The 21,001-nt window shown below is 62.5% G+C and carries 26 protein-coding genes, 1 tRNA gene and 1 pseudogene; 13 read left to right on the forward strand and 15 right to left on the reverse strand.

Features of this window, described 5'->3' with window-relative positions; translation table 11 throughout:
• Positions 1-27 precede the first annotated feature (27 nt).
• A pseudogene (locus GRI58_RS05440) lies at positions 28-345 on the forward strand (integrase core domain-containing protein); the annotation flags it as partial.
• 192 nt (positions 346-537) lie between these two features.
• Here the strand turns inward: GRI58_RS05440 and GRI58_RS05445 are convergent.
• Positions 538-750 carry a hypothetical protein gene (locus GRI58_RS05445; protein WP_160752558.1) on the reverse strand — a complete coding sequence of 71 codons (213 nt, stop codon included), beginning with the start codon at positions 748-750 and terminating at the stop codon, positions 538-540.
• Positions 751-887: 137 nt separating this feature from the next.
• Between GRI58_RS05445 and GRI58_RS05450 the strand changes: the two genes are divergently transcribed.
• Both GRI58_RS05450 and GRI58_RS15920 read left to right on the forward strand, forming a co-directional pair.
• Entirely contained in the window at positions 888-1,241 is a 354-nt protein-coding gene (locus GRI58_RS05450; RefSeq protein ID WP_160752559.1) for a hypothetical protein, read from the forward strand.
• Complete coding sequence (locus GRI58_RS15920) at positions 1,165-1,344, forward strand: HGGxSTG domain-containing protein (protein WP_419957030.1); 180 nt, start codon at positions 1,165-1,167, stop codon at positions 1,342-1,344. The genes GRI58_RS05450 and GRI58_RS15920 overlap by 77 nt, the downstream gene beginning before the upstream one ends.
• On the opposite strand, the gene GRI58_RS05455 is transcribed toward GRI58_RS15920, so the two are convergent.
• Both GRI58_RS05455 and GRI58_RS05460 read right to left on the reverse strand, forming a co-directional pair.
• Positions 1,334-1,720: a hypothetical protein gene (locus GRI58_RS05455; RefSeq protein WP_160752560.1), complete on the reverse strand. Its 387-nt coding sequence runs from the start codon at positions 1,718-1,720 to the stop codon at positions 1,334-1,336. The genes GRI58_RS15920 and GRI58_RS05455 overlap by 11 nt on opposite strands.
• A 134-nt stretch (positions 1,721-1,854) precedes the next feature.
• Positions 1,855-1,945, reverse strand: a tRNA-Ser gene (locus GRI58_RS05460).
• A gap of 216 nt (positions 1,946-2,161) precedes the next feature.
• On the opposite strand from GRI58_RS05460, the gene GRI58_RS05465 reads away from it, so the two are divergent.
• The 3 genes from GRI58_RS05465 to GRI58_RS05475 all read left to right on the forward strand — a co-directional run bounded on the left by GRI58_RS05465 (position 2,162) and on the right by GRI58_RS05475 (position 4,860).
• Positions 2,162-2,971 carry a DUF1134 domain-containing protein gene (locus tag GRI58_RS05465; protein ID WP_160752561.1) on the forward strand — a complete coding sequence of 270 codons (810 nt, stop codon included), beginning with the start codon at positions 2,162-2,164 and terminating at the stop codon, positions 2,969-2,971.
• Between the two features lie 166 nt (positions 2,972-3,137).
• Positions 3,138-4,316 (forward strand): amino acid aminotransferase, encoded by a 1,179-nt coding sequence (locus tag GRI58_RS05470; RefSeq protein WP_160752562.1) that lies wholly within the window; start codon positions 3,138-3,140, stop codon positions 4,314-4,316.
• The gene (locus tag GRI58_RS05475) at positions 4,303-4,860 is read left to right on the forward strand and encodes a GNAT family N-acetyltransferase (RefSeq protein WP_160752563.1); all 558 of its coding nucleotides are present in this window, start codon (positions 4,303-4,305) and stop codon (positions 4,858-4,860) included. Before GRI58_RS05470 ends, GRI58_RS05475 begins: the two co-directional genes overlap by 14 nt.
• Before the next feature lie 281 nt (positions 4,861-5,141).
• Here the strand turns inward: GRI58_RS05475 and GRI58_RS05480 are convergent, their stop codons facing one another.
• The 12 genes from GRI58_RS05480 to GRI58_RS05535 form a co-directional block, all read right to left on the reverse strand.
• The gene (locus GRI58_RS05480; RefSeq protein WP_160752564.1) at positions 5,142-6,398 is read right to left on the reverse strand and encodes an MFS transporter; all 1,257 of its coding nucleotides are present in this window, start codon (positions 6,396-6,398) and stop codon (positions 5,142-5,144) included.
• Positions 6,399-6,474: 76 nt separating this feature from the next.
• Entirely contained in the window at positions 6,475-8,136 is a 1,662-nt protein-coding gene (locus GRI58_RS05485; protein ID WP_160752565.1) for a M28 family metallopeptidase, read from the reverse strand.
• Positions 8,137-8,180: 44 nt separating this feature from the next.
• Positions 8,181-8,798, reverse strand: a complete 618-nt coding sequence (locus GRI58_RS05490; RefSeq protein ID WP_160752566.1) for a riboflavin synthase — start codon at positions 8,796-8,798, stop codon at positions 8,181-8,183.
• Positions 8,799-8,807: 9 nt separating this feature from the next.
• Positions 8,808-9,782 (reverse strand): bifunctional diaminohydroxyphosphoribosylaminopyrimidine deaminase/5-amino-6-(5-phosphoribosylamino)uracil reductase RibD, encoded by a 975-nt coding sequence (gene ribD, locus GRI58_RS05495; protein ID WP_237452116.1) that lies wholly within the window; start codon positions 9,780-9,782, stop codon positions 8,808-8,810.
• The gene (locus GRI58_RS05500) at positions 9,763-10,233 is read right to left on the reverse strand and encodes a hypothetical protein (protein WP_160752567.1); all 471 of its coding nucleotides are present in this window, start codon (positions 10,231-10,233) and stop codon (positions 9,763-9,765) included. Before GRI58_RS05500 ends, ribD begins: the two co-directional genes overlap by 20 nt.
• Positions 10,234-10,294: 61 nt before the next feature.
• Positions 10,295-10,846 (reverse strand): DUF4402 domain-containing protein, encoded by a 552-nt coding sequence (locus GRI58_RS05505; RefSeq protein WP_160752568.1) that lies wholly within the window; start codon positions 10,844-10,846, stop codon positions 10,295-10,297.
• 650 nt (positions 10,847-11,496) lie between these two features.
• The gene (locus GRI58_RS05510; protein WP_160752569.1) at positions 11,497-11,793 is read right to left on the reverse strand and encodes a hypothetical protein; all 297 of its coding nucleotides are present in this window, start codon (positions 11,791-11,793) and stop codon (positions 11,497-11,499) included.
• Positions 11,794-11,915: 122 nt separating this feature from the next.
• On the reverse strand, positions 11,916-12,206 hold the full coding sequence (locus GRI58_RS05515; protein ID WP_160752570.1) for an antitoxin Xre/MbcA/ParS toxin-binding domain-containing protein: 291 nt from the start codon (positions 12,204-12,206) through the stop codon (positions 11,916-11,918).
• A gap of 123 nt (positions 12,207-12,329) precedes the next feature.
• Complete coding sequence (locus GRI58_RS05520; protein WP_160752571.1) at positions 12,330-12,536, reverse strand: hypothetical protein; 207 nt, start codon at positions 12,534-12,536, stop codon at positions 12,330-12,332.
• 291 nt (positions 12,537-12,827) lie between these two features.
• Complete coding sequence (locus GRI58_RS05525; protein WP_160752572.1) at positions 12,828-13,550, reverse strand: M48 family metallopeptidase; 723 nt, start codon at positions 13,548-13,550, stop codon at positions 12,828-12,830.
• 22 nt (positions 13,551-13,572) lie between these two features.
• Complete coding sequence (locus tag GRI58_RS05530; protein WP_160752573.1) at positions 13,573-14,010, reverse strand: YcgN family cysteine cluster protein; 438 nt, start codon at positions 14,008-14,010, stop codon at positions 13,573-13,575.
• 7 nt (positions 14,011-14,017) lie between these two features.
• Positions 14,018-14,635: an SCO family protein gene (locus GRI58_RS05535; RefSeq protein WP_160752574.1), complete on the reverse strand. Its 618-nt coding sequence runs from the start codon at positions 14,633-14,635 to the stop codon at positions 14,018-14,020.
• 84 nt (positions 14,636-14,719) lie between these two features.
• On the opposite strand from GRI58_RS05535, the gene GRI58_RS05540 reads away from it, so the two are divergent.
• The 7 genes from GRI58_RS05540 (at position 14,720) to GRI58_RS05570 (ending at position 20,798) form a co-directional block, all read left to right on the forward strand.
• Positions 14,720-15,340, forward strand: a complete 621-nt coding sequence (locus tag GRI58_RS05540) for an ankyrin repeat domain-containing protein (RefSeq protein WP_337190891.1) — start codon at positions 14,720-14,722, stop codon at positions 15,338-15,340.
• 4 nt (positions 15,341-15,344) lie between these two features.
• Positions 15,345-16,010 (forward strand): COQ9 family protein, encoded by a 666-nt coding sequence (locus tag GRI58_RS05545; RefSeq protein WP_237452117.1) that lies wholly within the window; start codon positions 15,345-15,347, stop codon positions 16,008-16,010.
• Positions 16,011-16,089: 79 nt separating this feature from the next.
• The gene (locus tag GRI58_RS05550) at positions 16,090-16,329 is read left to right on the forward strand and encodes a FeoA family protein (protein ID WP_160752576.1); all 240 of its coding nucleotides are present in this window, start codon (positions 16,090-16,092) and stop codon (positions 16,327-16,329) included.
• Positions 16,326-18,173 carry a FeoB small GTPase domain-containing protein gene (feoB, locus tag GRI58_RS05555; RefSeq protein ID WP_160752577.1) on the forward strand — a complete coding sequence of 616 codons (1,848 nt, stop codon included), beginning with the start codon at positions 16,326-16,328 and terminating at the stop codon, positions 18,171-18,173. The genes GRI58_RS05550 and feoB overlap by 4 nt, the downstream gene beginning before the upstream one ends.
• Before the next feature lie 17 nt (positions 18,174-18,190).
• Positions 18,191-18,709: a single-stranded DNA-binding protein gene (gene ssb / locus GRI58_RS05560; RefSeq protein WP_160752578.1), complete on the forward strand. Its 519-nt coding sequence runs from the start codon at positions 18,191-18,193 to the stop codon at positions 18,707-18,709.
• 103 nt (positions 18,710-18,812) lie between these two features.
• On the forward strand, positions 18,813-19,895 hold the full coding sequence (locus GRI58_RS05565; RefSeq protein WP_160752579.1) for a PLP-dependent cysteine synthase family protein: 1,083 nt from the start codon (positions 18,813-18,815) through the stop codon (positions 19,893-19,895).
• A gap of 387 nt (positions 19,896-20,282) precedes the next feature.
• Positions 20,283-20,798, forward strand: a complete 516-nt coding sequence (locus tag GRI58_RS05570) for a PEPxxWA-CTERM sorting domain-containing protein (protein WP_160752580.1) — start codon at positions 20,283-20,285, stop codon at positions 20,796-20,798.
• The last annotated feature ends 203 nt before the right edge of the window (positions 20,799-21,001 follow it).

Below are 21,001 nucleotides of genomic sequence, written 5' to 3' on the forward strand. Positions count from 1 at the left end.
AGTCGGCGTTTCGCATCCAGTGCGTTCGACATGGCGCTGGCAGCCTCAGGCTGCGATCACGCCAATATGCTGCACAGACTTTGCTTGCTCAGCGAGAATGGCCCCAGCTACATCGCTGACGAAATGGCGGAATACATCGAGGCAAGAAAAATGACCCATATGCGCTGTGCGCCCTTGCATCCGCAAACCCAGGGCAAGATCGAACGCTGGCATCAGACCCTGAAGAACCGTGTCCTGCTGGAAAACTACTTCCTGCCCGGCGATCTCGAGAACCAGATCGAGGTCTTCGTCGATAACCACAACCATCAGCGATACCGCGAGAGCCTCGACAATGTGATACCCGCCATCTTGAGAGCGATCTGTCGTTCGGATCGGAGTTTGTATAGACGGACTGGATAGCGGCCTCTGAAGGCACATGACAATCAGGCGTCGTATTGAAAACGCTGCAAGCACGATGGTCCGATGGGGTATTTTGCAGCAGGTTATCTCGTGGGTCGATCCGGCTGCCAACGGCCAATATTTATTGGAATCGCGTATCTAATTGGCGATGCCCAGTCTCTCAGATGCAGCTGAAAGCATTTCACAAAAGCGCGGATCATCACGCAATGCGTCCATGTCGGGGTCGGTCTTGCAGTGATTCCACTCTTCCGCGCTGCAGCCGTCGAAATAGGGATTGAGCAACTCCACTGCTCCGGCGTTGTCATGCAGATAAGCAGTTAGCGCACAGGCAAGGTTGTAGCGCAGCCGCAAGTTGTCGGGATCGATCAGCAGCGCTCGCTCGATCTATTGGCGTGTTCGTTGAACGTCCCCCAACGCGGCCAGCGATCCCGCCGTCATCGCGAGTGCGAAACCATTACCAGGATCCTGCCCGGCGGTATGCCCTCAACATGGCCGACTATCCCGAAGCCAGCGAACGCTATGCCCGGCTGGCGCTCAAATCCCAATCCAACTGCCGGGCGACTTTGGAAGCGCTGGCCAAGCTGCACCAGCCGCGCGAGCAAATCGTGAAGCACGTTCATGTGAATGACGGCGGGCAAGCGGTCATTGCCGACGAGATACACCAGCACGGTGGGAGGGGTTCAAATGGAAAAGCAGACAAACAATCCCATGCAACCGATTGCAATGGCGCGAGCGCCTCGCTGCCTAGCCCGAACCCGCAAGGGGATGGCGTGCCAATCTCCAGCGGTGAGGGGGCAGAAGCGGTGCCGGATGCACGGCGGGACAAATCTCGGCGCGCCTAAGGGCAACCGAAACGCATGGAAGCATGGGGGCCGCTCGGCTGAAGCCTTGGCGGCGACTCGATACCTAAGAGAGATTGCGCGAATGGTGGCACTCAAGGCTTAAGACTCGTGCTCCCGGGATTCCAAATCAAATCACCCAGATCGGCGACGCCGAGCGGCTCTATACCGTTTCTTTCTAGCCGACTTTGGAACTTTTCCTTTTCGGACCGCCTTTCCCGAACGGCGTCTAGGGTCGAAAAACTCACCTCGTCCATCGCCTGCTTTAGCGTCAGATTTTGTCCCCGCGCTTTGGCCAACTCCATCGCGAGCGCATTAATCTGAGCGGTAGCCATACCTGCCACCTCCTCAATCTTTCGAGCGCACCAGTCCAAATAGTGGATCGCTAGATGGCGCACGATGCGACGCTCGCGCCGTTCCTTAAAATACAAGTAGCCAGTCAGTCCGGCGATCAGTGCGAAGGTGATAGCGAAAATCGTCATACCCTCGCCTAACATGGAATCTCGACCAGCGAGAGCGCCGTCGCGATTCGGACTCCAAGGAGGCACGTTATTGGGGAGCGGTTATGGGAACCCTCCCCCGATCTTGAAAAAATATCAATTAAATCAAGGAAAGGTGGCGGAGACGGAGGGATTCGAACCCTCGGTACCCTGATAGAGTACGGTTCCTTAGCAGGGAACTGGTTTCAGCCACTCACCCACGTCTCCGGATCGCGGCATGTTCGCGAAGGCGCGCGCTATAGACGGCGTTTGGCAGGCCTTCAAGGGGCAACACCATTCGCTTTCAATCATCTTCCATTCGCCGCCGCAAACCGATTCGTCTCACCGCATTTCGGATTCGGTTCATCGCGCGCTCATTGCCCGACGCGCATCGCACGGCCCACACCCGACCATCACTGGAAGCCCGAGGGAGGGGCACCGGATATGTATCAAGCGGCCGCTCATTTTCGCCGCCTCGCCATTGCTGTCGTTTCCGCATGCGGCCTGATCGCAGCGCCACTGGCCGCGCAGGTCCAGTCGGTCGATCCCAACGACACCTATAACGCGCCGATCGATGGCGACCTGGCCAAGCCTTCCGAACAGCTTCCGCCGGTTCAACCGCAGGCGCAGCAGCCTGCCGCCACACAAGAGCCGACGTATCAACCGGCTCCGGACACGACGACATCCGCGCCTGCCGCCGACCAGACTGCAGCGACCACCCCGGCAACGGCCGCGGACGGCCCGCCGCCCGCACCCACGGGCGACACCTCGGCGACATACCGTGAGGACGACCTTATCGGCGCTGCCGAGGGCGTGTTCGGCAAGGGCGCCAAGGGCGTCGCCGACATGATCCGCGGCCTGCTCAAGAAGCAGGGCGAACCGAACGGCTATATCGTCGGTCGCGAGGCAGGTGGCGCCTTCGTCGTCGGGCTGCGCTATGGCTCGGGCACGCTGTACCACAAGATCGAAGGCAAGATGCCGGTGTACTGGACCGGCCCGTCGGTCGGCTTCGATGTTGGGGCCAATGCCGGGAGCACCTTCATCCTGGTCTACAATCTCTACGATACCAACGATCTGTTCCACCGCTTCCCCGCCGCGGAGGGCCAGGCCTATGTCGTGGGCGGATTGACCGCGAGCTATCTGCGGCGCGGCGATATCGTGCTCATTCCCATCCGCGTCGGCGCGGGCTTGCGGCTGGGAGTCAATGCAGGATACATGAAGTTTTCAAAGAAGCAGAAATGGTTGCCATTCTGATCGTCAAGCACGCACAAGCGCCGGAAACCGGCACATGAACAAGGGACAGGCCAGCCCTTCGGGTCGATAACATAAAGAACCTCGGGCTGCCGGGGGCCGCAACGGGAATTCCCCCCAAGCAATTCTGGTTGCGGCCCTTCCTTTCTCGCGGCATGGGGGCGGCACAATGCTCGACAAACTCCAAGCCCAGCCCGCCGACGCGCTGCTCGCGCTGATCAAGCTCCACGCCGCCGACGAGCGCGACGACAAGATCGACCTCGGCGTCGGCGTCTATCGCACCGCCGACGGCGCTACCCCGGTGTTTGCCGCGATCAAGCAGGCCGAGCAGGCGATGGTCGATAGCCAGGACAGCAAGGCCTATCTCGGCCCGGAAGGCGACATGGGCTTCGTCAACGCGCTGATGCCCTATGTGTTCGGGGACGATGCCACCATGGGCGGGCGCATTCAGGGTATGCAGACGCCCGGCGGCACCGGCGCGGTCCGGCTCGCCGCAGCGTTGGCGGCGCGCGCAGGCGTCACTCGCGTCTTCATGGGCACGCCGAGCTGGCCCAACCACAAGCAGATCCTCGACGACGTCGGGCTGGAGTTCGCCGGCTTTCCGCACGCGCTGGAGGACGGGACCGCCAATCTCGATGGCGTGCTCAACGCGATCCGCAACGGGCGCGAAGACGATGCTGTCCTGCTCCACGCCTGCTGCCACAACCCGACCGGGATCGACTACACCCCCGAACAATGGGACGCGATCGCCGAGGCATTGAGCGACAGCCCGGTCCTGCCGATCATCGACATCGCCTATCAGGGTCTCGGCGTCGGGCTGGAGGAAGATGCGGCGGGCCTGCGCAATGTGCTGGCCAAGGTGCCCGAGGCGCTGGTGGCCTATAGCTGCGACAAGAACTTCGGCCTCTATCGCGACCGTGTGGGCGCGTTCTATATGATGGCCTCGGATCGTGGGCAGCTCGACACGATAGTCTCCAACGCAAACGCTCTGGCGCGCGCCAACTGGTCGATGCCACCCGATCACGGGGGCGCAGCGGTGCGCACCGTGCTACGCGACGAGGGGCTGACAAGGGTCTGGGAAGACGAGCTGGCCGACATGCGCGCGCGCGTGCGCCGTGTGCGCGAGCGGCTGGCGGCAGCCGACAACAAGGCGCCAGGCCTTGGCCTTTCCGCGCTCGCCCATCAGCATGGCCTGTTCGCGATGCTGCCCCTGAACCGCGAACAGATCGAGGCGCTGCGGCGCGACCACGGGGTCTATATGGCCGGGTCGGGCAGGATCAACGTCGCTGGGCTGACCGAGGCGAACACGCCGAAATTCATCGCCGCCTTGGCGGATGTCACTGGCTGATTTCGATCGCCAGCCGCTCCTTGCCGAGGGGCCGCTCAGCCTGCGCCCGCTGACGGCGGACGACATCGAACCGCTCTATGCCATCGCGGGCGACCCGCTGGTGTGGGACCAGCACCCCATGCCCGAACGCAGCGAGCGCGCACATTTCGAGGAATGGATAGGCGGCAAGCTGGCGGATGGCGGAACGCTGGTGGCGCACTTTGAGGGCGAGGGCCTGATTGCCAGTTCAACCTATTCCAATTTGCGAACAGAGAGCGGCGGCGCGATCGAGATCGGCTCGACCTTCCTCGCCCGACGCATGTGGGGCGGCCCAGTCAATCGCACGATCAAGCGGCTGATGCTGCGCCACGCCTTCACCTATGTCGCGCAAGTCGAATTTCTCGTGTGGGATCGCAATGTCCGTTCGCGCCGCGCGATGGAGAAGATCGGTGGACGGCTGACGGATCGCACCGCAACCGTTGCGCATCGCGCGCAGGCGGTGGTCCATCTGGTCTACGAGATCACCCGCGAGGATTTCACAATAGGTCCGCTGGCAAACGCATAAGTCCACAAATCGTGGGACGCTGTGGCGGGTTATGAACCCTGTGACCTTCCGATATTTATGCCTTTATAATACATATATAGCCCATCTTTAGAGAAGGGCGATGTGACTTTCGTGCACATCGTGCGGCAATGGTGGCGTGACGCAAGAGACAACCCATTGCAGAAGGAAACGACCGACCACGTCAAAGAGCGGGCGCCAGACTGGCAGAGGAACAGAATGTAGGACAGCGGTTGCGGAGAAACGCTGACCGGCCACGGACTTTTGCCAAAACGGTCAGGATGTCAGATATGCTGGCTCAAATCGCGCCGGTCTGCCTCACGCACCCGCACCTTATTCGCTGCAAAGCCGAGCGCGAGCGATGCAACCACGCACCAACCCGCCATCCACAGCATCTGCGTGGGCAAAGGCACGCCCCAATCGATCAGCGAGCCGGTAATCCCCGGCCCCAATGCGGTCGAAAGCACCATCGCCGACACGGTGATCGCGCGGATGCCGCCGAGGTTGGCGAGCCCGTAAACCTCTGGCCAAAGTGCGCCCATCAAATTCTGGGTGAAGCCGTTGCTGACGCCGAGCAGTAGCATGAAAAGGTAAACGCCCCACACCGGCGTCACCAATCCGACCGCGAGCGAAGCCAGTGTCAGCGGCGCGAGGAAAAAGGGCAGCAATTTCAGCGCGCCGAACCGGTCGACCAAATGCCCGCAGACGAAGCCGAATACGACCGTTGTCACCGCCATCACTGGAAACGCGCCAGCGAAAGCCAGCGGATCGTAATGGCGCAACGAAATCAGATACCCCTGATGGAAGAAGATCACCGTCCCGATGAATGGCGGCGCTAGCGTGCCCGCGAGCAAGAGATACAGCACCGGATCACGCACCACCTGGCTTCGCGTCCAGTCTCGCGCGACCCGGGCGCTCTTGTGACCCGCTTCGGACGCATGGGGCACGCGTTCGACGCGCAGTAGCGCCATGACCGCGGGCCAGCCGATCAGCAGGACCAGTGCAGCGCTTGCCAGCCATGCGTCGTGCCAGCCGAATGCGCCGTGGATCAGAACGAACACCACCGGAAACAAACCGTTGCCGAGCATGAGCCCCGGCGTAATCAACGCCATCGCCTTTCCCCGGCTCGCCACGAACCAGCGCCCCGTTTCGGTGATGGCAATCTCGGTCATCATCCCTTGGCCGAACAGGCGCAGCATATAGAGAGAAACGCCGAGCAGGATAACGCCTGGGGCAACCGCCATGAGGATGCAGGCAGCCGCCAGCAGGGGCATCGTAAAGCGCACCACTTTCCAGCCCGCCATCAGGTCCAGAGTGCGCCCCAACCAGGGCAGTGTCAGCGCGCTGGCCAGCGTCGCAAGCATGTACAGCCCGCCGAACTCTCCGCCCGAAAGGTTGAAGGTCGCACGGATATCATTGCCCGACAGACCGATGAAGAAGGTCTGTCCGAAGCTCGAAGACAGCGTCAGCAGGAACCCGCCGCCGATCCAGCGAGCGTTTTTCTGCGCGAATGCAAGATGGTCGGCGACGAAACGTCTCATCGCGGTCCTATAGGGTTTGCAGAATTCCGATCAAATGCGTCCGAGCAATTTCGGGGAATTGGATACCCGTCAGCGACTATTTCTCCAGGCTCTTTTCCCGCACCGCACGGAATTCGGACGTCTTGCTCCACGTCGGCCAGCGATCCGAAAACGCAAGGCCGCGGCCCACGTCATAGGCCAGCGTCACATCCTGCGCGGCGGCGGCGAAGTTCATGTCCTTGCTCCACGCATCGCATGGCTGGTGATAGCATTGCATATAGGCGTCGAGCCATTTCTTACCCGCTTCGCGCCCGCCGTTAACGAGGTCAGGCGCGCCGCTAATCGCCATGAACAGCAGTGTCGGCACGCCGCGCTTGGCGAGCGAGAAGTGGTCGGCGCGGTAAAACAACCCGTTCTGTGGCAGGCTTTCCTGCGTCACCACCCGGCCCTGCGTTGCCGCGGCGCGCGCGAGATCGTCCTCCAGGCTGTCCTGCCCCTTGCCCACCAGCATCACGTCTCTCGACAACCCTCCGGTCTGGAGGATGTCCATGGTGATATTGGCGACCGTTTTATCGAACGGATAGACCGGGTGGACGGCGTAGGTTTCCGAACCCAGCAGCCCGCGTTCCTCCGCCGTCCAGAAGCCGAACACCACACTGCGCTGGGGCGCTGGGCCGTGCTTGAAGGCGCGTGCGATTTCCAGCATCCCGGCAACGCCCAGCCCGTCATCATTGGCACCGCGACGGATCGTGTTACCCTCGGCATCGGGCGCGCCAATCCCGTAGGCGTCCCAATGCGCGCCATACATCACGATCTCGTCGGGTCGCTTGGTACCGGGGATTTTCGCCAGCACGTTCTGGCTTTCGAGCGTGCTGTGGGTCACCGGCAATTGCGCCGAGAACTGTGCATCGAGCGGGATGGGGTGGAAATCAGGCGAGCGCGCGGCGACTTCCTCTTTCGCAAGGTCCAGCCCGGCGGCGGCGAACAGCCTGCTCGCCGCATCGCCCGAGAACCAGCCCTGCACCATCAGGCGACCCGGCGCATCGGCGATGTCGTAATTCTCGCCCCCCGGCGCAACGATGGTCGGCCAGCCATAGCCCGCCGCCGCCGTCTGGTGCACGATCAGCGCGCCAATCGCGCCGCGCCGCGCGGCTTCTTCGAACTTGTAGGTCCAGCGACCGTAATAGGTCATGGTCTTGCCACCGAACTTGCCCGCGGCTGGCTCACCCGGCTTGGCCGCGAAATCGGGATCGTTGACGAGGAAGACGGCGATCTTGCCTTTCAGGTCGACGCCCTTGAAATCGTCCCAGCCGCGCTCGGGCGCGTTCACGCCATAGCCGACGAACACCATCGGCGCCTTGGCGATGGTGACCGCATCGACCGGGCGCAACGTGCTGACGTAAATGTCCTTGTCCTGCACCAGCGGCATCGCAGTGCCATTGACGTCGGCCTCCATCGGCCCGGCAGACAGCTTGGTGTGGACCAGCGGCACAGCTTGCGTCCACTTCCCGTCCGGCCCGCCCGGTTGCAGCCCGATCTGCTTGAGCTGCGCGATGATCCACGCCACCGTGCGCGTCTCTCCCTTGGTGCCGGGCGCACGGCCCTCGAACGAGTCGGAGGCCAGCGTCTTCACATCGTCCGACAGACGCTGCGCCGAAATCGGCGAGGCCGTGGCGTGGTGAGCTGGCGTGTCGGCTAAGGAAGGCGCGCTGGCACAGGCGGCGAACGCGAAGGCGGATGCGACGAGCAGTTTTCTCATGCCACCACGCTAGGGCACCAAGGGCATGATCGGCAAGGGGCGCGTCAGCCGCGCAAGGCTTCCATACGTTTCAGGTAGCGCGCCAGCACGTCGATCTCGATATTGAGGGCATCGCCCTGCTCAAGCGTGCCGAGCGTCGTCACATCGGCGGTGTGTGGGATGATGTTGAGCCCGAAGCGCACATCGCCCCCCGCTTCGTCATGCACCGAATTGACCGTGAGCGAAACGCCGTCGAGCGTCACCGAGCCCTTTTCCGCCACGAAAGGCGCAACGTCTTTGCCCGCGAGAATTTCGAGCCGGGTCGAACCGCCCTCTTTGGCGAGCGATGACACGCGTCCCACCGCATCGACATGGCCGGTGACGAGGTGCCCGCCGAGTTCGTCGCCGATCCGCAGTGCAGGCTCAAGATTGAGCCTTGCGCCTTTGCGCCAGCGATCCTGCGCAGTGCGGCTGACGGTTTCTGCGGAAACGTCGACCGCAAACCATGCTTCGCCCGTGGCGCCGCCCTTCTCGACCACCGTCAGGCACACGCCCGAGCACGAGATCGACGCACCGATCGCAATGGTCGCGGGGTCGAACGGACAGGCAATGGTGAGCCTGAGATCGCCGCGTTCTTCGACGCGGGTGACGGTGCCGATGGCGGTGACGATTCCGGTGAACATGGCTGCTTGCTAGCGCCGCCGCGCGTAAGCTTCAAACATATCCTCGCCCAATTGCCGCCTTTCGACACAGGCCCAGCGGCCATGCGCGGCGGCGAGATCGGTCAGGCCGATGTCGCTGATGGCGGCGCGTCCCGCTCCGATGACGATGGGCGCGCGGTAGAGTTCGAGCCGGTCGACGAGATCGGCGGCGAGGAAGGCTGCGGCGGTCTGCGCCCCGCCCTCGACATAGAGATATAGCGCGCCGTCGATGGCGGTAGTCCCGGCAGGCGAGGCAATCGCCCGTGCGCCCTCTGGTGGTGATCCGCGCGTCAGCACCCAGCGCTCGGGGCTGCGATCCTCCAGCCCTGCCAGCCGCACGTCGAGACGCGGATTATCGGCACGCCAGGTGCCACCGCCTACCAGTATCGCATCGGCCAGCGCGCGGCGAGAATGGACATGCGCGCGTGCCGCCTCCCCGGTGATCCAGCGGCTGGTGCCATCGGCCAGCGCGATCTGCCCGTCGAGCGACGTCGCGAGCTTAAGCGTCACATGCGGGCGATCCTGCGTCCGGCGCAGGAGGTAACCTGCGAGACTTGCGCGGCTGGGCGTATGGTCGAGCGCCTCGGCTGCGATCCCTGCCTGGCGAATGCGGGCCATACCCTCGCCCGCAGTGCGTGGATCGGGATCGCCCAGACCCACCACCACGCGCGCAAGGCCCGATGCCGCAATCAGGTCGGCGCAGGCCGGTCCTCTTTCGGAACAGTGCGCGCAGGGTTCCAGCGTGACATAGAGCGTTGCGCCCTGCGCTCGAGCTCCGGCAGCCTCCAGCGCCATCGCTTCGGCATGGGGACGTCCGCCCGCCTGCGTCCAGCCGCGCGCGATCACGCGGCCATGCTTGACGATGATTGCGCCAACGGAAGGGTTCGGCGTGCTCTGCGGGCGTCCGCGCAGCGCCAGTCGCGCCGCCGCCGCCAGCCAGTCCGCGTCAGCGGGTTGTTGGTGCAACGCCTGTATCCGCGCTCTTACGGTCCTGCTGTTCTAGCCGTTCGACGAGCGCTTTCTTGCGTGCGGCCTCCGCCGCCTTGTCTTTCGCGATCTGCTTGTCGATCGCATCGACATCGACGAAAGTCGCGCGGCCGAGTTCGCGATACATATTCGCGATATCCGCCTGCCGCTTGGCCTGAATCGCGCGGAGCTTGTCCTGCTCTTTCTGATTCGCGATGTTGGAAGCCATGATCTGCGCGTCGGTGCGATGCGGCGCATAGGTGGTGATATAGATCACCTTGGGCTGTTCGGGCGGCACGCGCCACTTCTCGACCACAAAGCCGTAGAACAACGCAAAGGTCACCGCCAGCGACACGCCAAGGATTGGCCAGCGATGCGGATTAGGTCGCCTGAATTCGGACCAGAAGTCCTGAATCCCGGTGGTGGGATTGAGTCGGGACAGAAATCGCATGGGCATAAGATAGGGGCATATGGCGTCTAGCGCCAGTCCATCGGCTTTCGGCCAGCTTCTGTCAGGGATAGCTGACCGAAATCAGCAACTGCCCGCGAAAGGTTCCGCCCGTCACGACCGAGCTGTTCGTCGACAGCGTCCCGGCGAAATTGAATTCGCGCCGCCCGTTGGAATCGAGCACGGCATTGCCAAGATCGGTGGTGAAGTTCACCACCTGCGACGTGCCGCCGGTGGCGTTGCTCATGGTGATCATGCGCGGCATGTCGACCACGAAGGCCTGTCCCGGCGCTCCGGTGACCAGCGCGCGGCCGTGGAAAGACCAGCCGCCCATGTCGCGCAAATTGCCTGTAACAGTGGTCATGCCGCTCGCCGGATCGAGCCGGACCTGTCCGATGCCATTGCCGATCACGATCACCTTGCCGAAATCGATCGGCTGTTCGATGGTCAGCAACAACGGTCGGCATTGCGGCTTGTCGAACTTCTTCTGGTTGCCCTTCCCGCGGCAACCCGGTGGCAGGTGGCACTTCGGGCACAGCCCTTGCGCCTCCAGTGTGGAAGGCGGGAGCATACACAGCGCGGCGATTGCAGCCGAAAATCCCAGGGCGCGTGCCATGCCCGCGTTTTCGGATAACAAGGTTAAGAAGCGGTTAGGACTTGGGCAGGATTGACTGATTTCGGTGTAATTGAGCGTCTGCTATCGGTGAATGTGCTTCGTGGCGTGAATGTCTGGAATGTTGTGTATTCTGTTGAAAAAGTCGGACCCGCCAAGCTGGAGCCTAACTTCTAGCAACATTCATACAGAGTGAGTTCGCTGATTGAATCATTGCTGTGTCGAGAGATGCATCCAAATTCTATTGTTGCCGACCAAAACGGACGATGGAGTTTTTCAACACAATATTGTGGGAAGAAGACCTTCGTCCGCAGCTACCCGTCCAGTGAAATTTCCATTCGGACAGAACGGCGATACCGGGAAAAAATTTTATCTTCGCTGTGCAGATCTTGGCGGCTTGGCGATGCCAGGGATTCTCTTTGTTGCCTACGATGTCGCCAGACGATTTGTCAGCTATTCTTGATGTGCTCCAAACCCTTCACCGATCCGGGCTTCTGGGAAGGTTGTGACGCATTGGTCTTGGGTTTTTCCGCCTTTGGTTTGCGCACTTCTCGGTTTGAACGTCTCTGACTCTTGGCCATTGTCTTTCTCCAAAGGTTGGATGTTGAAAATCAACTTGGCCGATCACCAACTCTGACTTGTCGTCGGCGCAGTTAATCGTCGGTATGACCCCGGTCCGGATTTTCGCTTTCGTTGCGAGCGGCGTCGTCGGCACTCCGCGAATGGGTGGTTGCATCTCCGTTTGACGGATCACCACCTGCGTAGCTGCCATAGATGATCGTGGGTGGTGCGGACATATCTTGCGCGATGGGCTTCGCCGCCTCGACGGTTCTGAGCTCCTTGATCCGCGCGGCATAGGTCGCAATCCTGTTGAAGTGACCTTGGTCTGCGGTAGAGCTCGCCTTCATTACCTCCAACTGGTGGGCATGAAGCAGTTCATTGAGATCCATTTCGGCGCTCCTATCGTGGTGTGCTTGTTTGCCCGCTTTGGCTAACTGGATAGCGGTCGTTCCCTTGCCTAAGTCGCCTCGCCCAGTTCACGTGCGCTCAACCTTGGTTCGCGTGGTGCATTTCACGTCCCGGCATCGGTGAGGGCAGCGTTAGCCCGGGTTCCAACCAGCTTTTCCAGCATCGCTCTCACTTGCGTTTCACCGGCTTCGCTCGCTGTCGCCACCGCAAGGGGGCGACCACCCAGATCAGGGCATTCGGTGTTAAGGAAGGCAATGGCTGCTTCCTTCCCCAGCACGATGAACGCCAGACGCGTGATGTTTCCTTGGCGGACTGCTTGATCTTGCGGGATGGCGACGAACTTGGCCCGTCTACGCCAATGCGATGGCGCTGGGTTGGCCCTTTCGCTGGTCATACGGGGGTGCCTTGGCGCGGTATGTGAAATCCACTCAAGCGATCATCCAGTAAATTAAGACCGCTAGCGCAGCGAGCGGGATGATGAAGGCGAGGTAATTCGGGGTGATGTTCTGCCGGCTACTCACTGCAGCCCCTTTTCAGCCTTGGCCATCCGGCGAGCCTGGGCGACGGCATCGGTAAGATTGGTGTATTGAAATTCGCCCACCGAATAGGTTTCCGTGAGGTGGCGGACCACGCCAAGCGAAGCCGCAACCTGTCCCGGCGCCAGACTTCCCCCTTCATTTTCCCAGGATTTTGCTTCGGCTGGATCGGCTTTGGGCTGGGACATAAAAAAGCTCCCTTGCTGTAAGCGGGAGCTCTCTGTCTCTCAGTCGAGGGCGCTCACAGAAAAAGGAAGCCGCTTCGATACTAATGAAATGGGGTATCGAAACCAGAATACAAGCTCGGCACCATGCTCGCCGATGCGGTGCGATGGGGTTTGGCTGAAGAGCCCGCCACTGGGTTGATCTCTACCATCTGGCGAGTTCTTACACCTTGTCGTCAGCCGACAGGTAGCGCCCGGATCAACGCAGCGCAAAGCAGCCACCATAATGCCCACTGCAATCTGGCCACCTGCCGCCTACCCGAAATCGGCGAAAAGCGTGCGTCCGTGGGTGCGCAGCCAGTCCTCGGCGGCATCCAGATCGCCTTCGTAGATCTCTGCCAGCAGCGCATGGAAACGCGGGCTGTGGTCGAAGTGAACGAGATGCGCGGTTTCGTGCGCCACCACCGACAGCCGCACGGCGTCGGGGGCCTGCACCAACCGCCAGTTCAGGCGCACGATGCTCTTGCTCGAACAACTGCCCCAGCGGCGCTGCGCCCGGGTCAGCCGCAATTCAGGCATTTCCAGCCCTGCGCGCGCGCAGCAGGCGGCGAGATCCGCCCCCATCAGTCGCACGGCCTCGCTCTCCAGCCAGCGTCGCAATCGGCGTTCCAGCCCCTCGCGCGGACCGCCTGCGAACAACGTTTCGCCCATGAGCCGCGGGCGGCGCGGGGCGGTCGGCTTCCAGTCGAGCGCCAGTTCGCCCCCGCGATAGCACAGGCTACCCCGACCCAGCGGATCGCCCTGCTGCGGGACTTTGGCGAGCTGGGCGGTGAGCCAGCTGGCCCGCGCATGGGCAAAGGCAATTGCATCGGCACTGCGGCACCAGCGCGGCAGGGTGATCCGCACAGCAGTGCCGTCGGGGGCCAGCCGCAGGGTCAGCCGCCGGGCGCGGGGATGGCGATTGAGCTCGATCGGCAGTTCGCGCCCGTCGAGCGCGATCGTGGGCGGCGCACTGCCCTGCCGCAACCACTCGATCATCGCGCGCTGCGCCCCGACGCATTCATTCGACGTCTTCCCATTCGACGATGTGATGTTCGAGCGGTCCCGCCACCGTCTCGCTGATGACGCGCCCTGCCACCGAAACCCCCGCGCGCACGACGGCCTCGCGATCGCCGCTGATCAGATAGTGCCAGTCCGGCAGCGGCTCATCATTGGCACGCAGGCGATAGGCGCAGGTGTGGGGCAGCCACTCGATATCGTCGACCAGCTTCAGCGTCAGCGTCAAACAATCGGGGACGAAGGCCTTGCGGTGCGTGTAATCCCTGCACCGCGCGGTCGAACAATCGAGCAGGCGGCAGGCGACATTGGTCTCGGCGATCGCGCCGGTATCCTCGTCCTCGAACTTGTGCAGGCAGCAACGTCCGCAACCATCGCACAAAGCCTCCCACTCTTCGCGGGTCAGCGCGGCCAGCGGCAACTCCCAGAAACGCGCCCTCACTGCCCCCTCACTGTACCCATTTGGCCAACGCGGCGGCGACCGCCTGCGGCCCCTGGTCGGTCGGCAGGGTAGCAAGCGGCTTGCCCTGCTTGTCGAACAGGTAGGTGATGCTCGAATGGTCGACGAGATAGCCTCCACCCGGCTGTTTGGCACCCTTGCTGGCATAGACCTTGAACGCGTCTTCGGCGGCCTTCACCTGTTCCTCGGAGCCGGTCAGCCCGATCACATCGGGCGAGAATGCCGCGGCGAATTCGCCCACCACTTCAGGGGTGTCGCGTTCCGGGTCGACGCTGATGAAGATCGTGCGCAGGTTCTTTGCCAGTTCCGGATGGTCCTTGGCGAAAATCTTCTCTCCCTTGACGGTACGCTGCATGTCGGTGGGGCATACGTCCGGGCAATAGGTGTAGCCGAAATAGACCACCCGATAATGCCCGGCGAAATCGGACCAGCGAACGGTCTTGCCATGCTTGTCGATCAGGGTGAACGGCCCTCCGATCGCACTGCCGCGCAGATCCGCGCTGCCGCTGTCCTGCGCTTGCTGGCGGGGTGACGTGCTCGGCGCGTTGCACCCGGCGAGTGCGAGAGTGAGAACGGAGGCGACAAGCGTAGTTTTCGTTCGAGGCATGGCGTCAATGTTCATGGTCTGCTAACCGGCCAAGAGCAAGAGCGGACGCAGGCCCATCCGCGCATAAACAAGGGAAACTTCAGCGTGAAAGCTTTGCGTTCTTTCGGTCTGGCAATGGCTGCGATTTTAGCCTGCGCGCTCTTTGTTGCGCCGGTATCCGCCCAGAGCACCTCACCGGGATACGATTTTCTCAAGGGGGTGAAGGATCGCGACGGCGACAAGGTCACCGCCGCGCTCGACAAACCGGGCAACACGTTGATCAATGCACGCGATATCAGCACGGGCGAGACGGCTCTGCTGATCGTTGTGCAACGCCGCGATACGACGTGGCTGCGGTTCCTGCTCGGCCATGGTGCCGATCCGAACATTGCGGACAACCGCGGACTGACCCCGCTGCAACTCGCCGCCAATCTGGGCTATCAGGACGGTGTTGCGATCCTGACCAAGTCTGGCGCAGATGTCGACAAGACCGATTCGACCGGCGAGACGCCGCTGATGTTCGCCGTCCACCGGCACGATTTGCCGATGATCCGCACCTTGCTCGACGCCGGGGCCGATCCCGACCGCTCGGACAATTCGGGTCGCTCGGCGCGCGACTATGCCAAGCTGATGGGCACGGGCAGCGAAATCGTGCTCGACGAGATGGACAAGGCGGCCGACAAGCTAAAGGCCAAGGCCGCCGGTTCCTATGGCCCCGGTGCCTGAGGCCATGGATGATCTGACGCTCGACGAATTGCGCGTGGCGCTGGCTCCGGCGATTGCCGATGCAGCGATCTTCGATGGCTGGAGCGAGACCGCGCTCGATCAGGCCGCCGATGGTGCAGGTGTGGATCGCGATGTGGCGCGGTTGGCGTTCAGGCAGGCGGGATCGGCGTCGCTCCAGATGGCGATGGTTTCCGCGTGGATCGAAGCAATCGACCGTGCGATGGCCGCCGCCCTGCCGCCATCGAAGCTTGCCGAGATGAAAATCCGCGAGCGCATTCGCAGCCTTGTGCAGTTCCGGCTCGATCATGTCGCCGGTCAGGAAGAGGCGCTGCGGCGCGCGCTGGCGATAATGGCAATGCCGCGCAATGCGACCACCGCGCTCAAGCTGGGCTGGGGCAGCGCGGATGTAATGTGGCGGCTCGCCGGCGATACGGCGACCGATTACAACCACTACACCAAACGCGCGATTCTCGCTTCGCTCTACGCCGCAACGCTGGCGGTGTTCGTCCAGGACGAGAGCGAGGGTAAGCAGGAAACGCGCGCCTTCCTCGACCGCCGGATCGACGGCGTGATGAAATTCGAGAAGGTCAAGGCGAAGTGGCTGGGCAGCAATCGCGAGCACTTCTCACCGATGCGCTTCCTCGGCCGCTTGCGCTACCCCGCACGCTGACCGCCTCCATGAGCAACATTTCATAAAACGCTATTGCGAGGCGCTTGCAATTGATGCTCCGGTCTGGCAGCGGGCGGGAATGACGCTCGACCGACTCGGCATCGGCGCACCGGCTCGCATCAAATCGGTGACCTGGGACTTGATTGCGCCCGAGGAGGCCAAGCGCCTGCGCGCCCTCGGGGTGGACGTCGACAGCGAACTGACCGTCAGCCATCGCGGAATCTTCGGCGGCGGCGACCCGATCGCGATTACCCTGGGCAATATGACGATCGCGCTGCGGCGAAGCCACGCCCGCGCCATCGCAGTGGAGGCACTGTGACCCGCCATCGTACCGCCGCGCTGGTCGGCAACCCGAACTCGGGCAAGAGCGCGCTGTTCAACGCGCTGACCGGGGCACGCCAGAAGATCGCCAATTATCCCGGCGTCACTGTCGAGCGCAAGGCGGGACGGCTGATCCTGCCGAGCGGCGAACCGGTCGAGCTGATCGACCTGCCCGGTGCCTATTCCCTCGACGCGGCCAGCCCGGACGAAGTCGTCACCGAAAAGGCCGTACAAGGGCGGCTCGAAGGCGAAGTGCGGCCGGAAGTACTGATCCTGGTGCTCGATGCCGCCAATCTCGAACAGCATCTGGTGTTCGCGCAGGAAGTACTTGAGCTTGGCCGACCGACAGTGGTGGCCCTCAACATGATCGACCTTGCCGAGCGGGACGGGCTGACGCTCGATTCGAATGCACTGGAGGAAGCGCTCGGCGTACCGGTGATCTCCACGGTCGCGGTGCGGCGGCGCGGGCTGGACGAGCTGACCGCGGCGATCGCTGCGGCCGAGACCCATGCCGATGACGCCCCCAACCCCAACTGGCACCTAACGCTGCCCGAAAGGCGGCTGGCGGCCAAAACGATGGCCCGCGCCGCGATCCTTTCGCGCAGCGCCCGGCACACGGTTGCCAATGGGCTCGACCGGCTGCTGCTGAACCCGTGGATCGGCCCGCTGATCCTGTTCGCCTTCCTGTTCGTGATGTTCCAGGCGGTCTTCGCCTGGGCAACGCCGTTTGCCGACGCGATCGATGCCGGCTTCACCGCCCTGTCGGCGTTCGTCTCCAGCGAGATGCCGCAATCGATTTTGCGCGATTTCCTGACGCAGGGGATCATTGCGGGCGTGGGATCGGTGGTGGTGTTCCTGCCGCAGATCCTGATCCTGTTCTTCTTCATCCTGATCATGGAAGCGAGCGGCTACATGGCGCGTGCCGCCTTCCTGATGGACCGGCTGATGGCGGGCGTGGGCCTGTCGGGCAAAAGCTTCATCCCACTGCTCTCCAGCTTTGCCTGCGCGGTGCCGGGGATCATGGCGACGCGCTCGATCTCGGACCCAAAGGATCGGCTAACGACCATATTGATCGCCCCGCTGATGACCTGTTCAGCACGTCTGCCGGTCTATGCGGTGATTATCGGCGCGTTTATCCCGGCGACTACGGTGGGACCGGGGATCGGGCTGCAGGGGCTGGTGCTTTTCGGACTCTATGTATCGGGAATCGTCGGGGCGATGGTCGCCGCTTTGCTGCTGCGCGGAACGCTGACCAAGGGCGCCGCGTCGGGCTTCATCATGGAAATGCCGCGCTATCAGCTGCCGCGCCTGCGCGATGTCGCGATCGGTCTGTGGCAACGCGCCTTCGTGTTCCTGCGGCGCGCGGGCACGATCATCCTCTCGGCCACCGTCGCCCTGTGGATCCTGCTGAGCTTCCCGCAGGCCCAGCCGGGACAAAGCCAGCTCGATGCGTCTTTCGCCGGCAAGATTGCCGACGGTATCGCCCCGGTGCTCAAACCCATCGGCTTCAATCGCGAGATCGGGCTTGCGTTGATCCCGGCGATGGCTGCGCGCGAGGTCGCCGTGTCAGCGCTCGCCACCACCTATGCCGTGGATGCCAGGACCGAGGCGGAAAACGACCGCGGACTGATCGCGCGCTTGCAGGCGAGCTGGAGCCTGCCGACTGCGCTCGCCTTCCTCGCGTGGTTCGTGTTCGCCCCGCAATGCCTCTCGACCATCGCCGTCACCCGGCGTGAGACGAATGGGTGGAAATGGCCTGCCTTCATGGTTGGCTACCTGTTCGGGTTGGCCTACCTGTTTGCCGGAATCACTTACTGGAGCGCCATCGCGCTCGGATTTTAGGCGAAGGAAGGTTTGAAATGGCTGGGTCTCTCAACAAGGTCATGCTGATCGGCAATCTCGGAGCGGACCCGGAGATTCGCAGCTTCCAGAACGGCGGCAAGGTCGCCAATCTGCGCATCGCCACGAGCGAGACGTGGAAGGACCGCAATACCGGCGAACGGCAGGAACGCACCGAGTGGCACACGGTAGCGATCTTCTCCGAAGGGCTGATCGGCGTGGTCGAACGGTTCCTCAAGAAAGGCAGCAAGGTCTATATCGAGGGCCAGCTCCAGACGCGCAAATGGCAGGACCAGAACGGTCAGGACCGCTATTCGACCGAGGTGGTGCTGCGCGGCCTCAACGGGACGCTGACGATGCTCGACGGCGCTTCAGGCGGTGGCGGTGGTGGCGGGCAACGTTCAGGCGGCTGGAACAACCAGGGCGGCGGACAGCAATCGGGCGGTGGAGACGATTGGCGCGGTGGCGGCTCGAGTGGCGGCTCTGGCTCTGGCGGTGGCTCGAACTACGACGATCTCGACGACGATATTCCTTTTTAAACGTCGCGATCAGACGATGTCCGCGCCGACCAGATATCATCTGCGATCGATCATGTGCTTAATGGGCGTCGTATGATGTTCGTTCGACAGGGAGCGGTCGACAATGTTCACTAATTCCAGTGAAGCCTCCGTCCGGACGTGGCGTGCCGAGGTTATCCGGCAGATCGAGGCGGATTTCAACCGGTCCGCCGATACGCATCTGATCCGGGTCGATCTGCCGCGCTATCCGGGTATCACCCTGTATCTGAAGGATGAAAGCAGCCACCCCACCGGCAGCCTCAAGCACCGGCTGGCGCGGTCGTTGTTCCTGTACGCGCTGTGCAATGGCTGGATCGGGCCGGACACCTGCGTCATCGAGGCATCCTCTGGATCGACGGCGGTCAGCGAAGCCTATTTCGCAAGGATGCTGGGGTTGCGCTTCATCGCAGTAGTGCCCGCCGCAACCGCCGCCCCCAAGCTCGATGCGATCCGCTTCCACGGTGGCGAGATCCATGCCGTTGAGGATCCGCGCACGGTATATGACGTCGCATACCGGCTCGAAGCGGAGACGGGCGGGCATTATCTGGACCAGTTCACCTATGCCGAACGCGCGACCGACTGGCGCGGCAATAACAATATCGCGGAAAGCATTTTCGCACAGATGGAGGCCGAGGAGCATCCGATCCCCAGCTGGATCGTTTGCGGTGCCGGCACGGGTGGGACCTCCGCAACCATCGGTCGCTACATCGGCTATCTGCGTCATGCGACCCGGCTTTGCGTCGCCGACCCTGAGAAGTCGGTATTCCATCGCCATTTCCACGATCGCGACGTGACATCGCTGCCCGAAGGATGCGCGAGCCGTATCGAGGGGATCGGACGTCCGCGCGTAGAGCCAAGTTTCATTCCCTCGGTCATCGACCGGATGATCGCGGTCAACGACGATGCCAGCATCGGTGCGATGCGCGCGCTTTCCACCCGACTGGGTCGTCGGGTCGGCGGATCGACCGGCACCAATCTGGTGGCGGTTGCTGCGCTGGTCGAGGAGATGCGCGAGCGCGGGGAAGCGGGATCGATCGTTACCCTCCTGTGCGACGGGGGCGAGCGATATGGCTGCACGTATTACGACAATGCGTGGCTGGCGTCGCACGACGTCGCCTGGCAGCCTCACGAACGCCGGTTCGCTGGTCTTTTCGAAGGTCTGACTTAAAGTTTCGGCAAGTGGCACCGAACGCCATTGCCTCGTCATATTAAGGATCGCGTCATTACCCTCTCGTCAGGCAAAGATAGTCGATCTGCACAGAACACACTCGCATCATCGCGACCTGATGCGCTTCATCTATCGATGATACGACGTCAAATATCCGACCTTCAATTCTATACTGGGGGGTATGGAATAGCTTGCGGTGCGGTTGCAGGGCCGTATTCCGCCTTTTGATACAGCGCGAGCAAGCAGCGAACGGCTGCAGAATGCGCGCGGACAAAAAAGTGTCCCCCGGTGATACACGTAGGTAAATCGCCGAGATTATTTACCGTGGCGTTTACCAGTGCCCCTTTATCTCCCCGGCAGGTTTGGATCAGAAACCGGGGATTTGAAATGAAAAAGTACATTCCAGCTGTAGCTGCACTGAGTTTGGGTATGGCCGCGCCTGCCCATGCCGCGCACTATATGTTCGATGTTTCGATCAATGGCATTACGGGCAACGGCACGTTCGAAACCGCTGGCGATGCCAGCACGAGCTATTCGGTCATCACCTCGCTGGCGGGCATTTTCGGCGGCAAGGATATGGTTCTGTCGGCACCCGGCACCGCGCCGTTCCGGCCCAGCAATGACAACAAGTTCACCGAGAGCGGCACGCCGTTCACGCTGGGCGGGCTGGCGTTCACGGCCGGGCCGAAGCTCTACAATGTTTACAGCGTCGGATCGCAGCTGCTTACCTGCATTCCGGGCAAGACCTGCTCGGCCAGCACGACTTTTTCGGCCAGGGCGGTGAGTGATGTCGCGCCGGTTCCTGAGCCTGCCACATGGGCCATCCTGATTCTCGGCTTCGCTGGCGTCGGTCTGAAGCTGCGGCACCGCAGCACCCGGCGCGTAACGCTCCAGTTCGCCTGAGAGCGGCTAACCGGTGACGCCAAGTGCCGTCGGCCCTCGCGGCCGGCGGCATCGCGCTGTCTGCGATCGACCGGCTGTTCGGCTGCCGCGCATATAGTCATCCGGCGCGACAGGCTGTTGCAATACCGCGCCACCCCCGATGAAAACAGGATTTCGGGCAAGACCTGTCCCAATCTGAAACGGTAAATGCTTAATTTTTCGTA

Source organism: Qipengyuania algicida, from assembly GCF_009828025.1.
GTDB classification, from domain to species: Bacteria; Pseudomonadota; Alphaproteobacteria; order Sphingomonadales; family Sphingomonadaceae; genus Qipengyuania; species Qipengyuania algicida.

Bases quoted from the DNA above. Each gene is read 5' to 3' on its own strand.
- GRI58_RS05510 (WP_160752569.1), bottom strand. From the start codon at position 11,793: ATGGATCTCAATGAACTGCTTCATGCCCACCAGTTGGAGGTAATGAAG.
- GRI58_RS05535 (WP_160752574.1), bottom strand. From the start codon at position 14,635: ATGCCTCGAACGAAAACTACGCTTGTCGCCTCCGTTCTCACTCTCGCA.
- GRI58_RS05455 (WP_160752560.1), bottom strand. From the start codon at position 1,720: ATGACGATTTTCGCTATCACCTTCGCACTGATCGCCGGACTGACTGGC.
- GRI58_RS05475 (WP_160752563.1), top strand. From the start codon at position 4,303: ATGTCACTGGCTGATTTCGATCGCCAGCCGCTCCTTGCCGAGGGGCCG.
- GRI58_RS05545 (WP_237452117.1), top strand. From the start codon at position 15,345: ATGGATGATCTGACGCTCGACGAATTGCGCGTGGCGCTGGCTCCGGCG.
- GRI58_RS05520 (WP_160752571.1), bottom strand. From the start codon at position 12,536: ATGTCCCAGCCCAAAGCCGATCCAGCCGAAGCAAAATCCTGGGAAAAT.
- GRI58_RS05480 (WP_160752564.1), bottom strand. From the start codon at position 6,398: ATGAGACGTTTCGTCGCCGACCATCTTGCATTCGCGCAGAAAAACGCT.
- GRI58_RS05465 (WP_160752561.1), top strand. From the start codon at position 2,162: ATGTATCAAGCGGCCGCTCATTTTCGCCGCCTCGCCATTGCTGTCGTT.
- GRI58_RS05515 (WP_160752570.1), bottom strand. From the start codon at position 12,206: ATGACCAGCGAAAGGGCCAACCCAGCGCCATCGCATTGGCGTAGACGG.
- GRI58_RS05485 (WP_160752565.1), bottom strand. From the start codon at position 8,136: ATGAGAAAACTGCTCGTCGCATCCGCCTTCGCGTTCGCCGCCTGTGCC.
- GRI58_RS05450 (WP_160752559.1), top strand. From the start codon at position 888: ATGGCCGACTATCCCGAAGCCAGCGAACGCTATGCCCGGCTGGCGCTC.
- GRI58_RS05550 (WP_160752576.1), top strand. From the start codon at position 16,090: ATGACGCTCGACCGACTCGGCATCGGCGCACCGGCTCGCATCAAATCG.
- GRI58_RS05505 (WP_160752568.1), bottom strand. From the start codon at position 10,846: ATGGCACGCGCCCTGGGATTTTCGGCTGCAATCGCCGCGCTGTGTATG.
- GRI58_RS05565 (WP_160752579.1), top strand. From the start codon at position 18,813: ATGTTCACTAATTCCAGTGAAGCCTCCGTCCGGACGTGGCGTGCCGAG.
- GRI58_RS05490 (WP_160752566.1), bottom strand. From the start codon at position 8,798: ATGTTCACCGGAATCGTCACCGCCATCGGCACCGTCACCCGCGTCGAA.
- GRI58_RS05470 (WP_160752562.1), top strand. From the start codon at position 3,138: ATGCTCGACAAACTCCAAGCCCAGCCCGCCGACGCGCTGCTCGCGCTG.
- GRI58_RS05500 (WP_160752567.1), bottom strand. From the start codon at position 10,233: ATGCGATTTCTGTCCCGACTCAATCCCACCACCGGGATTCAGGACTTC.
- GRI58_RS05525 (WP_160752572.1), bottom strand. From the start codon at position 13,550: ATGATCGAGTGGTTGCGGCAGGGCAGTGCGCCGCCCACGATCGCGCTC.
- GRI58_RS05570 (WP_160752580.1), top strand. From the start codon at position 20,283: ATGAAAAAGTACATTCCAGCTGTAGCTGCACTGAGTTTGGGTATGGCC.
- GRI58_RS15920 (WP_419957030.1), top strand. From the start codon at position 1,165: ATGGCGTGCCAATCTCCAGCGGTGAGGGGGCAGAAGCGGTGCCGGATG.
- ssb (WP_160752578.1), top strand. From the start codon at position 18,191: ATGGCTGGGTCTCTCAACAAGGTCATGCTGATCGGCAATCTCGGAGCG.